Below are 12947 nucleotides of genomic sequence, written 5' to 3' on the forward strand. Positions count from 1 at the left end.
GGAGTTGACGAAAGTGGCTAAGTATATTATTAAGCGAATCGTTATGGCGATCATAACAATCTTTGCGGTTGCATCGGTTACATTTTTTGTCATGAATATGGTCCCAGGCGGCCCCTTCATGTCTGAGAAAGCAATCAGTCCGCAGGCCCAGGCTGCATTAAATGAGAAATATGGTCTGGATAAGTCGTTAAGTGAGCAGTATATCACCTATATGAAAGACCTTTTACATGGAGATCTTGGTTTAAGTGTAAAACAGCGTGGACGTACTGTTAACATGATTATTGAAACAAAATTTCCGGTATCAGCTAGAATTGGTGGTATGGCTATCTTAACTGCAATGATTATAGGTGTTCCTCTTGGAAGTATTGCTGCTTTTAAACGTGGAACAACAATTGATAATATAATTATCATATTTAGTACTTGCGGTATTGCCGTTCCAAGCTTTGTTGTTTGTACCGTTCTTATGTATGTTTTGAGCTTGAAGTTGGGGTTATTGCCCACTTATGGACTGACTTCGTGGAGAAACTATATCATGCCGGTAATGGCTCTTTCCCTTTATCCATCATCTTATATTGCACGCCTCATGCGTTCTTCTATGCTTGATGTTATGGGACAGGATTATATGAGAACTGCTCGAGCAAAAGGTCTTTCTCAGTTGGTCAGCATTTTCAAACACGCACTTCGTAATGCAGTTCTTCCGGTAGTTACATACTTAGGCCCACTTTTGGCCTATACAGTAACAGGAAGCTTCATTGTTGAGAAAATATTTACCATCCCTGGCTTAGGATCAGAATTTATTGGTTCAATTACTGGTCGTGATTATCCTCTTATTATGGGCACCACTATCTTCCTTGCTACTTTGATGGTTATCATGAACGTGTTGGTCGACGTTGCTTACAAATTCATCGATCCACGTATCAATTTGAAATAATAGAGAGGAGAAAGAGGATGCCAAAGAATAAAATATCATTACAACTTAATGTGGAAGACTTTCTCCCGGCAAGTGATGCGGAAAAGGAAAGCTTAACAGTCATGCGAAAAAGTGTCGGATTCTGGAAAGATGGAATCAGACGTTTGAAAAAGAATAAAATTGCCATGGTTAGCATTTTTGTAATTCTTCTAGTATTTATCCTGTCTTTTGTTATACCACAGCTTTATCCTTATAGCTATGAGCAACAGATAAGAGGAAGTGAGAATCTTGCTCCGATGCAGTATTCTCAGAAAGAATTACAGACAATTGAAGCAGGGGAAAGTGTATTTCCTCATGTTCTTGGTACGGATAGCTTAGGTAGAGATTATGCGGTTCGTGTTATGATGGGAAGTCGTGTTTCTCTAACCGTTGGTTTGGTTGCTTCCTGTATTATCTTGTTAATAGGATCACTTTACGGTTCCATCGCTGGTTTCTTTGGAGGCTGGGTGGATATGATTATGATGCGTATCGTGGACATGATTTATACCGTGCCTGATATTTTGATTATTGTACTATTATCAGTAGCGTTTGATCAACCTCTAAAGGCTCTATCGCAACAGCCCGGTTTTCAATGGATACAGGTTATCGGTGTTAACCTAATCAGTATTTTTGTTGTGTTCGCACTTCTTTATTGGGTAGGTATGGCGCGTATTGTAAGAAGCCAGATTCTTATTTTGAAAGAACAGGAATATGTAACGGCTGCCAGAGCTCTTGGAGCTTCCAGTGGGCATATTATTAGGAAGCATCTTCTTACCAACTGTATCGGTACTTTAATTGTTACAACAACACTGCAGATTCCATCTTCTATTTTTACAGAGAGCTTTTTGAGTTTCCTTGGACTTGGTGTTGCTGCACCTATGCCATCTCTTGGAAGCCTTGCAAGTGCTGCTTTAAACGGACTTCAGAGTTATCCTCATCGTTTATTTGCGCCAGCAATTATGATATCTGTAATTATTTTAAGTTTTAATCTCTTGGGTGATGGCCTTCGTGATGCATTTGACCCGAAACTAAAAGATTAAAGGAGGAGAGAAGTAATGAGTGAATATTTAGTTAATATTGAAAATGAACGTCTTTCTTTCTTTACTCCAGCAGGGGAAGTTAAGGCTTTAAATGATGTTTCCCTTCAATTACGTGAAGGAGAAGTTCTTGGTATTGTTGGAGAATCAGGTTCTGGAAAATCCGTTACTGCATACAGCCTTATGGGGCTGACTGCTTATCCTGGACGTTTAATCGGGGGATCTTTGCAGTTTAACGGACATCAGATTGACCAGATGACAGAAAAGGAAATGAGAAAAATTAGAGGAAATGAAATTTCGATTATTTTTCAGGATCCTATGACCAGCTTAAATCCTGTGTATACCGTTGGAGACCAGATTTGTGAAGTTGTTATGCTTCATACAGATAAGAATAAAAGCGGAGCTAACGAGCGTGCAAAAGAGTTATTAAGCCTAGTTGGAATTAATGAGCCGGAAAAACGTTTGAAACAATATCCTCACGAGTTATCAGGTGGTATGCGCCAGCGTGTTATGATTGCCATTGCATTAGCATGTGAGCCAAAGCTTCTGATTGCAGATGAGCCAACAACCGCTCTTGATGTAACCATTCAGGCTCAGATTCTGGAATTAATGATGGAATTAAAAGAAAAGCTTGGTATGGCTATTATTATGATTACTCATGATTTGGGCGTAGTTGCTAATATGTGTGATCGCATTGCAGTTATGTATGCTGGAAAAGTAGTTGAGTATGGTGATGCCAATGATATTTTTTATAACCCAAGCCACGAGTATACAAAAGGTTTGATTCGAAGCATTCCGAAGTTGACGGAAAAAGAACACAGCAAGCTTATTCCTATTGAGGGAAGCCCTGTAGACATGCTCAATCCGCCAGCAGGTTGTCCTTTTGCGCCAAGATGTGGATCCTGTATGAAGATCTGTCTGCGCGAAATGCCGCCGTATACAGATGTTACAGACATACATTATAGTGCTTGCTGGCTCCTACAGAAGCAGGAGTTTGAAAAGCAGCAGGCTCAGAAGGGAGATGCATGATGGACAATAAATATCTTGTAGAAGTTCAGAATTTACAGCAGTATTTCCCGGTTTCCGGTGGCAAGCTACTTGAAAAAAGGGTTGTAAAAGCGGTTGATGACGTTTCTTTTGGAATTAAAAAGGGAGAGACTCTTGGACTTGTAGGTGAATCCGGTTGTGGTAAGACCACGACAGGTCGTACCCTGCTTCGTCTTCATGAGCCTACCGCAGGAAAAATCCTTTTTGATGGAAAGGACATAACAAACGTAAATATGCTTCCTTACCGCCGCAAGATGCAGATCGTGTTTCAGGATCCTTATGCTAGCCTGGATCCTCGAATGACAGTTGGTGATATTATTGGTGAAGCAATTGATATTCATCGTTTGGCTGCCAATAAAAAAGATCGTCAGGAACAAATTATTTCAGTGCTATCTACGGTAGGTCTTAACTCCGAGCATGCAAACCGTTATCCTCATGAGTTTTCAGGTGGACAGCGTCAGCGTGTTGGTATTGCCAGAGCTTTGGCAGTGGACCCACAGTTTATTGTATGTGATGAGCCGGTTTCTGCTTTGGACGTATCCATTCAGGCACAGGTTGTTAACATGTTTGAACAGCTTCAGGAGGAACGTGGACTTACTTATTTATTCATTGCCCATGACCTTTCTATTGTTAAGCATATATCCAACCGTATCGGTGTAATGTATCTGGGTAAGATGGTAGAGCTTGCAGATAGCTATGAGCTTACATTCCATAGCATGCACCCTTATACCAGAAGTTTGATTTCTGCGATTCCAATAGCAGATCCTGAACTCAGCAGAAAATCCAACCGAATTGTATTAGAAGGAGATGTTCCAAGCCCTGTAAATCCACCATCTGGCTGCCGTTTTAGAACACGCTGTCCTTATGCGGATGAGCTTTGCGCACTCCAGGAACCGGAATGGAAAGAAGTGTCAACTGGACATTTTGCTGCTTGCCATCATCTGGATAAACTAAACTAAAAATAAATTGCTATTTTTCCATAATTATGATATGCTAGACAATAAATCAGCGCAGTAGCCGAGTAAAGTGTTACTGCGCTGATTAAGAATACTATTGTAGGAGGAAAAACTATGAAAAAAATGTCACTTGTACTGGCAGCCGTAATGGCGACAGGTGTGATTCTTACCGCTTGTGGCGGAAGTAAGACAGCTCAGCCAACAACTGCTGCGACTACTGCTGCAAACGGGGAAACGACCGCACCTGTAGAAGGAAATTCAAAAGCACTTGATCTTGCAGTTCAGATTGGACCAGATCCTGAGACAATCGATCCTGCTTTAAATAGCGCGGTTGATGGTGGTAACATGATTCTTCACGCTTTTGAGACATTATTAATTGTGGATTCTGAGAATAAGATCGTACCAGGTCAGGCAGAATCTTTTGATGTATCACCAGATGGATTAACTTACACATTTAAACTTCGTAAGGGATTAAAGTGGAGTGATGGTACACCTCTAACAGCAAACGATTTCGTATATTCTTGGAAGAGACTTGCTGATCCTAAGACAGCAGCTCCTTATGCAGGAGACATGCTTGGATATGTAAAGGGTTATGAAGAGGCGTCAAAGGGTAATCTTGATGCTCTTGGACTTTCAGCACCAGATGATAATACATTTGTTGTTGAATTATCAGCTCCTTGTGTATACTTTTCTAAACTTGTAACTCACGGATCCATGGTTCCTGTGGAGAAGGCAACAATTGAAGCCAATGCAGATCAGTGGACTTTAAAGCCAGAAACTTATGTTTCTAATGGTCCTTTAAAGATGATCGAGTGGGTTCCTGGATCACATATTACATTTGCAAAGAATGAGAATTATTGGGATGCAGATAAAGTTACTTTAAACACACTTAAGTTTGTTCTTATGGAAGATGGCAATGCTGCATACAGTGCCTACCAGACTGGCGAAGTTTCCATGATCAAGACTGTACCTACTGAAGAAGTTCCAGGGCTGAAGGGAAAAGAAGATTTCCACGTTGAGCCTATCATGGGTACTTACTATCTTGATTTCCAGAACCAGAAAGAGCCATTCAACAATCCTGACGTGCGTATGGCATTAAGCCTTGCAATTGACAGAGATTACGTTGCCAACACTGTAATGCAGGGAACTTATATGCCTGCCACTAACCTTGTAGGACCTGGAATTTCTGACGCTGAACCAGGAAGCTTTTTTCAAGATATAACCAAAAAGAACAACGGTAAAGATTACTTTGATACAAAAGATCATGAAGCTAACGTTGCAAAAGCAAAAGAGCTTCTTGCAAAAGCAGGATATCCAGATGGCAAGGGATTCCCTGTTACTGAATATATGATTAATGATACTGGCTACCACAAACCAGTTGCTGAATATTTACAGAGCTGCTGGAAAGAAGTACTTGGCATTACTGTAGACATTAAAGTTGTTGAGTGGGCAACCTTCACACCAACTCGTCGTGCAGGAGACTATCAGATGGCTCGTGATGGTTGGGTTTATGATTATGATGATCCTTCCAACATGTTAAACTTAATGATGTCAACAAGTGGTAATAACAATGCGAAATACAGCAATCCAGAATTAGATAAACTTTTAAATGAAGCTAACACAACAGCGGATGTAGCTGAGCATTATGCAAAGCTTCATGATGCTGAGAACATGATTCTTAAGGATGCTGCAATTGCTCCAGTTGCTTATTACACTGACTTCTGGTTACAGAATCCAAAGTTAAAAGGTACATGGCATTCACCATATGGCTATTGGTTCTTCCAGTATGCAACGATGGATTAAGTAGATTTTACTCAAAACACCCAGGAATTTTTCCTGGGTGTTTTTTTGTGCTCAAACCTCAAAATAACTCTATATTTCATGGTAATAATGAACAACGAAATCTTTATATGATTGATTTTCTTCTACTTCTATGTTATTCTGTAAAAAATTGGTAAAGCATTCAGTAAAGTAATGTTATGCCAATATCATGATATTTATAGGAGGATGAGCTATGAAAAAGAAGTCACTTTTATTAGTTGCTGTAATGGTGTCAAGTCTTATACTTTCTGCTTGCGGTGGGAATAAGTCGGCTGAATCATCGAAAGGTGCTACCACAGCAGCAAACGGGGAAATGACAGCCCCGACTAACGGAACTACAGGTCTTGATCTTGCAGTAGAGGTTGGTCCTGACCCTGAAACCATTGATCCTGCCTTAAACAGTTCGGCTGACGCTGCCAACATGATTATGCATGCGTTTGAGACACTGTTAATTGTTAACAAGGACAATAAGATTGTACCTGGTCAGGCAGAAACTTATGATGTGTCGAAGGACGGGCTTACATATACCTTTCATTTACGTGATGGTTTAAAGTGGAGTGATGGTACTCCCTTAACCGCAAACGATTTTGTATTCTCATGGAAAAGGTTATCAGATCCCAATGTTGCAGCTCCATATGGAGAAGACATGCTTGGGTATGTAAAGGGGTATCAGGAAGCTGCAGCTGGAAATATTGACGCTCTTGGAGTTTCAGCACCTGATGATAAGACTTTTGTTGTAGAGTTATCAGTTCCTTGTGTATATTTTTTAAAGATTGTGACACATGCAACCATGGTTCCTGTGCAGAAAGCATCTGTAGAGGCCAATGGGGAGCAGTGGAGCTTAAAGCCTGAAACTTATGTTTCCAACGGTCCCTTAAAGATGATCGATTGGGTTCCAGGTTCCCATGTTACCTTTAGTAAGAATGAAAATTACTGGAATGCAGATAAAGTCACTCTTAATACTTTGAAATTTGTTTTAATGGAAGATTCAAATGCAGCTTACAGTGCATACCGTACTGGAGAAGTAGCTATGATTAAGGATGTTCCCACAGAGGAGATTCCTTCTTTGAAAGGCAAAGAGGAGTTCCATGTTGAACCAAACGTAGGAATTTCTTATTTAGATTTTAATAACCAGAAAGAGCCTTTTACCAATTCGGATGTTCGTAAAGCTCTGAGTCTTGCCATTGACCGGGATTATGTGTCAAATACAGTGATGCAGGGAATCGGTGCTCCTGCTGGAAATTTTGTGCCTCAAGGTGTTAGTGATGCAGAAAGTGGAACTTATTTTGAAGATGTAACTCGGAAAAACAACGGCAGAGATTTCTTTAATATTAAAGATCATGAAGCAGATTTAGCAAAGGCTAAGGAGCTTCTTGCAAAAGCTGGATATCCAGATGGAAAGGGATTCCCAGTTGTTGAATATATGACCAATGATGCAGGTCATAACAAAGCAGTGGCAGAGTATTTACAGAGCTGTTGGAAGGAACTTGGGGTAAAGATGGATATTAAAATCGTGGAATGGGGAACCTTCGCACCAACTCGCCGTGCAGGAGATTATCTCACAGCACGTGATGCATGGAGTCTTGATTACGATGATCCATCCAATCTTTTAAACTTATTGAAATCAACAAGCGGCAATAATAATGCTCAATATAAAAATCCAGAACTTGATAAGTTGTTAGATGAAGCCAACGCAACTATTGATGTGAAAGAACATTATGCAAAGCTTCATGAGGCAGAAAATATGATACTTGAAGATGCTGCAATCGCTCCACTTAACTACAGAAATGAATTCTGGTTACAGAATCCAAAGTTAAAAGGAACATGGTATTCTCCATTTGGCTACTGGTTCTTTCAGTATGCTACGATGGAATAAGAATAAAAGCCTGATATTACATGCCCGGGAATTCATTCCCGGGTTTTTTTGCGGGGAAATACCTCTTTCCAACCTTATAAAAGTATGCTATAATCTTTTAAGACAATACAAAAGTACAGGAGAGTTAAGGCTATGAATCCAAGACGTGTATTATTAAAACTCAGCGGTGAGGCTCTTGCCGGAACAGAGAAGACCGGTTATGATGAGGCTACAGTGAAAGAGGTTGCACGGCAGGTTAAGATATCCGTTGATGCAGGTGTCCAGGTGGGTATTGTGATTGGCGGAGGGAACTTCTGGAGAGGAAGAACCAGTAATGCCATTGAGAGAACTAAGGCAGACCAGATCGGAATGCTGGCTACTATTATGAACTGTATTTATGTTTCGGAAATTTTCCGGAATGAAGGAATGGGTACTGAGATTTTGACACCTTTTTCATGTGGTTCCATGACAGAGCTTTTTTCCAAAGACAGAGCCAATGGGTACTTTGCAGAGGGTAAGGTCGTATTTTTTGCTGGTGGAACCGGACATCCTTATTTCTCTACGGATACTGGAATTGCTCTGCGTGCGATTGAGATGGATGCAGATTGTATCTTGCTGGCTAAGGCCATTGATGGTGTATATGACAGCGATCCTAAGATCAATCCAAATGCTGTAAAGTATGATAAGATTACAATTCAGGAAGTAATAGATAAGCAGCTTGGAGTCATTGATCTGACTGCTTCCATAATGTGTATGGAAAATAAGATGCCGCTTGCGGTATTTAGCTTGAATGAAAAAGATGGCATTGCCAATGCCATGCAGGGAAAAATAAACGGTACGATAGTTACCGCATAACCAGGAGGACGATATGCAAGAAATTTTACAGGTTTACGATGAGAAGATGAATAAGACATTAAATGCACTGGAGAATGATTTTGTGACCATTCGTGCAGGTCGTGCCAATCCTCATGTGTTGGATAAAATTAGAGTGGATTATTACGGTACACCGACCCCACTTCAGCAGGTAGGTAATGTCACTATCCCAGAAGCTCGCATGATTGTGATTCAGCCATGGGAAAAGGGTCTGTTAAAGGCCATTGAGAAAGCTATTTTAACATCTGATTTAGGAATTAACCCAACCAATGATGGAACTATGATTCGTCTTGTATTCCCAGAGCTTACAGAAGATCGTAGAAAAGAACTGGTTAAAGATGTGAAAAAGAAGGGCGAGAATGCAAAAGTCGCAATTCGAAATATTCGCCGTGATGCCAATGATGCCTTTAAGAAACAGCTGAAGGCAGAGGAAATTTCTGAGGACGAGCAGGCTGATGCAGAGGATAAAATTCAGAAATTAACAGATAAGATGATAGCTCAGATAGATAAAGCAATTGAAGAGAAGTCTAAAGATCTTCTTACAGTATAAAATTTTGAACAGGGGGGCAGGCTTTTCGCCTGTCCTGTTTTGTGTTTTATAAGGAGTGATTCGTATGAATGATAAGATACAGGATATGGTGATACCGGAGCATGTTGCTATTATATTAGATGGTAATGGCAGGTGGGCCAAAAAGCGAGGACTTCCCAGAAGTTTGGGACATAAAGAAGGCTGTGTTACCTTAGAAAAAACAGTGGAAGATTCAGCCAGACTTGGAATCAAATATTTAACGGTTTATGGTTTCTCTACAGAGAACTGGAAGCGTTCCTCCGACGAAGTAGGAGCACTTATGCAGCTTTTTCGTTACTATATGGTAAGATTGTTAAAGGTAGCAAAGGCCAATAACGTTCGAGTCAGTATGATTGGAGATCAGCAGAGGTTTGACCGAGATATAGTAGAAGGAATCCATAAATTGGAACAAGAGACGAAAGACAATACCGGTCTGACTCTTGTAATTGCAGTGAATTATGGAGGACGTGATGAAATTGTCCGTGCAACCAGAAATATCATGAAAGATGTAAAAGAAGGAAACGTTCTTCCGGAAGAGATGGATGAAACGATGTTTCAGTCTTATCTGGATACAGCGAAGATTCCAGACCCTGATTTGTTAATTCGTACAAGTGGAGAGTTAAGACTCTCAAATTATCTGTTATGGCAGCTTGCCTATACAGAACTCTATGTTACTGATTGTTATTGGCCTGATTTTAATATAGATGAAATGAAAAAGGCTATTGCAGCGTACAATAGCAGGGAACGAAGATTCGGGGGAGTGAAGTGATCTTAAGGGAGGTAACGCGATGTTTACGATCAGACTGATAAGCGGAATTGTACTTGTCTTGATTGCTCTTTTGACAGTGGGCAATGGAGGGCTTTTGCTTTTTGCTACCACCGTTTTCATTTCTATCATCGGTTTGTTTGAATTGTATCGTGTGATGAAGATACAGAGGAGCTTATTGGGGTATCTGGGATATTTTGCTGTATTGGCTTATTACGGATTGTTATGGTACCATATGGAAGATAGGATGCTTTTATTATCTGTTATATTCCTTATGATCCTTATGAGCGTTTACGTTTTTGCCTTTCCAAAGTATCAGTTGGAAGATGTGTCAGTAGCTTTTTTAGGATTGTTTTATGTTGCAGTTATGTTATCTTATTTGTATCAGGTCAGAACCATGGAAGATGGAAAGTATCTGGTATGGCTAGTATTCTTAAGTTCATGGGGGAGTGATACCTGTGCTTACTGTGTTGGAAGCCTAATAGGAAAGCATCGGCTTGCGCCCGTCCTCAGCCCTCATAAATCCATAGAGGGTGCGATTGGAGGCGTTGTGGGAGCAGCTCTTCTCGGTTCTTTGTATGCTGGTGTTTTTGGCGCATCAATGGTTGGACTTAGTACCCCTATATTTACATGTATGCTGGCATGTGTAGTGGCAGCCCTTATATCACAAATTGGTGATTTGGCAGCTTCTGCGATCAAGAGAAATCACCAGGTAAAAGATTATGGAAAACTGATTCCAGGGCATGGTGGGATTTTAGATCGCTTTGACAGCATGCTTTTTACAGCACCAGCTATTTATTTAGCAATTACTTTTTTACGGTAATGAGATATTTGCTGGAATTTTGTAAAAGAAAAGGAGTTGGCAGCATAAGATGAAGAAAATAGCAATTTTGGGTTCTACAGGTTCCATTGGGACTCAGACCCTGGAGGTGGTTGAAACCCAAGGGGATATCGTAGTCACCGCTTTAGCTGCGGGTAGTAATATTAAACTTTTAGAAGAACAGACAAGAAAGTTTTTGCCTAAACTGGTCTGCGTTTGGGAAGAGGAAAAGGCGAGGGAACTGGCTGTTTCCATAAAGGATCTTCCGGTCCGCGTTGTGTTTGGAATGGAAGGGTTAATTGAAGCCGCCACGGAACCTTCTGCTGAGATCGTTGTGACCGCAGTGGTGGGAATGATTGGAATACGTCCGACCATCGCAGCCATGGAAGCTGGTAAAGACATTGCTCTTGCAAATAAAGAAACGTTAGTAACCGCCGGACACATTATAATGCCACTGGCAAAAAAACGAGGAGTGAACATTTTCCCAGTTGATAGCGAGCATAGCGCAATCTTTCAGTGTCTGAACGGTGAAAATAAAAAAACCATACATAAGGTTCTTCTAACAGCTTCTGGCGGTCCTTTTCGTGGAAAGACCAGAGAAGAATTAAAAGCAGTTCAGGTCGAGGATGCCTTAAAGCATCCCAATTGGTCTATGGGTAGAAAAATTACCATCGATTCCTCAACTATGGTAAATAAGGGTCTTGAGGTCATGGAAGCCAAGTGGCTGTTTGATGTTGATATGGATCAGGTTGAAGTTGTGGTACAGCCTAAGAGCATCATTCATTCTATGGTAGAATTTAAAGATGGGGCTGTTATGGCACAATTAGGTACGCCAGATATGAAACTTCCAATTCAGTATGCACTTTATTATCCCGAAAGAAGGTTTCTTCCTGGTGAACGTCTTGACTTTTGGAGTCTGAAAGAGATTGCTTTTGAAAAGCCTGATATGGTTAATTTCCCTGGCCTTTCTTTAGCTTACCAGGCGGGTAAAAGAGGCGGAACCCTTCCCACCGTCTTCAATGCTGCTAACGAGCGCGCAGTTGAAAAATTTTTAAGCAGGGAAATCTCATATCTTTCCATCACAGATATAATAGAGGGAGCTATGAGCGGGCATACTGTAAAGGAGAATCCGTCAGTGGAAGAGATTCTTGAAGCAGAGAATGCGGCTTATGAATATATAGAAAGCAGGTGGTAGATTGTCCAGTGTTATCGTAGCAATTCTAGTATTTGGACTTATTGTTTTAATTCATGAATTAGGTCACTTTTTGTTCGCAAAAAAGAATGGGATTAAAGTAGTAGAATTTTCCGTTGGGATGGGACCTAGACTGTTGCATTTCAAAAAGGGAGAAACGATTTATTCCATAAAGGCATTGCCTCTGGGTGGTTCCTGTATGATGTTAGGTGAGGATGAAGAGGATGCAGATGAAGGCGCATTTCAAAACAAATCCATTCCTGCACGAATGTCTGTTATTGCGGCAGGACCGATTTTTAATTTTATACTAGCTTTTCTTCTTTCGCTGATCCTTGTTGGGATGAGCGGATATGATATGACATATGTTAAAGAAGTGACTAAGGATTCCCCAGCATATGCTGCAGGGCTTTTACCCAGTGATAAGCTTCTTAAGATAAATGGAGAAAGTGTCTCCATGTACCGAGAATACATTCTTTATAAGTTATTAAAGCCGGATGAGAAGATGAATCAAGTGGAATTTTTGAGAGTGGACTCTAAAACCGGTGAGAGCAGCATTAAAACCGTTTCCGTTACTCCAGAGCTTTCAAAGGATACCGGGAAATATCTCATTGGAATTACCATTGCGCCTCAGAATGCGAAGGTAGCTTCTATTGGAGAACTTGTTAAATACGGTTATAAAGAAATGGAATACGATGTAAAACTTACGGTAAAAAGTCTTGGTATGCTTTTTTCAGGTAAAGCAAGTGTAAATGATTTAAGTGGTCCGGTTGGAATTGTAGTAATGATAGATGATTCCGTAAAGGCTGGCCTTACAGTCAGTTTTGCAGCTGCGTTTATGAATGTGCTCAGCATGTGTATTCTGCTCAGTGCCAACTTAGGTGTTATGAACTTGCTTCCCATTCCGGCCCTTGATGGAGGACGTCTTTTGTTTCTGATTATTGAAGCAATCAGAGGCAAGCGTATGGATCCTAACAAAGAAGGCCTGGTTAATATGATTAGCATGGCCGCATTAATGGCACTTATGATTTTTGTGGTCTTTAACGATATCAACAGATTTACGTAA

General features: G+C 40.6%; 12 protein-coding genes. All 12 read left to right on the forward strand.

What is annotated here, in order from left to right; genetic code table 11:
- Positions 1-13 precede the first annotated feature (13 nt).
- The 12 genes from BET01_RS18580 (at position 14) to BET01_RS18635 (ending at position 12947) form a co-directional block, all read left to right on the forward strand.
- On the forward strand, positions 14-931 hold the full coding sequence (locus BET01_RS18580; protein ID WP_120198371.1) for an ABC transporter permease: 918 nt from the start codon (positions 14-16) through the stop codon (positions 929-931).
- A 17-nt stretch (positions 932-948) separates the two neighbouring features.
- Positions 949-1989: an ABC transporter permease gene (locus tag BET01_RS18585; RefSeq protein ID WP_120198372.1), complete on the forward strand. Its 1041-nt coding sequence runs from the start codon at positions 949-951 to the stop codon at positions 1987-1989.
- 15 nt (positions 1990-2004) lie between these two features.
- The gene (locus BET01_RS18590; RefSeq protein WP_120198373.1) at positions 2005-3015 is read left to right on the forward strand and encodes an ABC transporter ATP-binding protein; all 1011 of its coding nucleotides are present in this window, start codon (positions 2005-2007) and stop codon (positions 3013-3015) included.
- Positions 3015-3992 (forward strand): ABC transporter ATP-binding protein, encoded by a 978-nt coding sequence (locus BET01_RS18595; RefSeq protein WP_243117276.1) that lies wholly within the window; start codon positions 3015-3017, stop codon positions 3990-3992. The genes BET01_RS18590 and BET01_RS18595 overlap by 1 nt, the downstream gene beginning before the upstream one ends.
- A gap of 111 nt (positions 3993-4103) precedes the next feature.
- The gene (locus tag BET01_RS18600; RefSeq protein WP_120198375.1) at positions 4104-5792 is read left to right on the forward strand and encodes a peptide ABC transporter substrate-binding protein; all 1689 of its coding nucleotides are present in this window, start codon (positions 4104-4106) and stop codon (positions 5790-5792) included.
- Positions 5793-6003: 211 nt separating this feature from the next.
- Entirely contained in the window at positions 6004-7686 is a 1683-nt protein-coding gene (locus tag BET01_RS18605; RefSeq protein WP_120198376.1) for a peptide ABC transporter substrate-binding protein, read from the forward strand.
- A 132-nt stretch (positions 7687-7818) separates the two neighbouring features.
- Positions 7819-8520 carry a UMP kinase gene (gene pyrH / locus BET01_RS18610; protein WP_120198377.1) on the forward strand — a complete coding sequence of 234 codons (702 nt, stop codon included), beginning with the start codon at positions 7819-7821 and terminating at the stop codon, positions 8518-8520.
- Between the two features lie 13 nt (positions 8521-8533).
- The gene (gene frr, locus BET01_RS18615; protein ID WP_120198378.1) at positions 8534-9088 is read left to right on the forward strand and encodes a ribosome recycling factor; all 555 of its coding nucleotides are present in this window, start codon (positions 8534-8536) and stop codon (positions 9086-9088) included.
- 64 nt (positions 9089-9152) lie between these two features.
- Entirely contained in the window at positions 9153-9875 is a 723-nt protein-coding gene (locus BET01_RS18620; protein WP_120198379.1) for an isoprenyl transferase, read from the forward strand.
- Between the two features lie 19 nt (positions 9876-9894).
- The gene (locus tag BET01_RS18625; RefSeq protein ID WP_120198380.1) at positions 9895-10695 is read left to right on the forward strand and encodes a phosphatidate cytidylyltransferase; all 801 of its coding nucleotides are present in this window, start codon (positions 9895-9897) and stop codon (positions 10693-10695) included.
- Positions 10696-10744: 49 nt separating this feature from the next.
- Complete coding sequence (locus BET01_RS18630; protein ID WP_120198381.1) at positions 10745-11887, forward strand: 1-deoxy-D-xylulose-5-phosphate reductoisomerase; 1143 nt, start codon at positions 10745-10747, stop codon at positions 11885-11887.
- Position 11888: 1 nt separating this feature from the next.
- Entirely contained in the window at positions 11889-12947 is a 1059-nt protein-coding gene (locus BET01_RS18635) for a M50 family metallopeptidase (RefSeq protein ID WP_120198382.1), read from the forward strand.

It is taken from the genome of Lacrimispora algidixylanolytica, assembly GCF_003609635.1.
Lineage (GTDB): Bacteria > Bacillota > Clostridia > Lachnospirales > Lachnospiraceae > Lacrimispora > Lacrimispora algidixylanolytica.

What these genes read in the sequence shown, in the direction of transcription:
- BET01_RS18585 (WP_120198372.1), top strand. Translation starts at nt 949, where the DNA reads ATGCCAAAGAATAAAATATCATTACAACTTAATGTGGAAGACTTTCTC.
- BET01_RS18590 (WP_120198373.1), top strand. Translation starts at nt 2,005, where the DNA reads ATGAGTGAATATTTAGTTAATATTGAAAATGAACGTCTTTCTTTCTTT.
- BET01_RS18595 (WP_243117276.1), top strand. Translation starts at nt 3,015, where the DNA reads ATGGACAATAAATATCTTGTAGAAGTTCAGAATTTACAGCAGTATTTC.
- BET01_RS18600 (WP_120198375.1), top strand. Translation starts at nt 4,104, where the DNA reads ATGAAAAAAATGTCACTTGTACTGGCAGCCGTAATGGCGACAGGTGTG.
- BET01_RS18605 (WP_120198376.1), top strand. Translation starts at nt 6,004, where the DNA reads ATGAAAAAGAAGTCACTTTTATTAGTTGCTGTAATGGTGTCAAGTCTT.
- pyrH (WP_120198377.1), top strand. Translation starts at nt 7,819, where the DNA reads ATGAATCCAAGACGTGTATTATTAAAACTCAGCGGTGAGGCTCTTGCC.
- frr (WP_120198378.1), top strand. Translation starts at nt 8,534, where the DNA reads ATGCAAGAAATTTTACAGGTTTACGATGAGAAGATGAATAAGACATTA.
- BET01_RS18620 (WP_120198379.1), top strand. Translation starts at nt 9,153, where the DNA reads ATGAATGATAAGATACAGGATATGGTGATACCGGAGCATGTTGCTATT.
- BET01_RS18625 (WP_120198380.1), top strand. Translation starts at nt 9,895, where the DNA reads ATGTTTACGATCAGACTGATAAGCGGAATTGTACTTGTCTTGATTGCT.
- BET01_RS18630 (WP_120198381.1), top strand. Translation starts at nt 10,745, where the DNA reads ATGAAGAAAATAGCAATTTTGGGTTCTACAGGTTCCATTGGGACTCAG.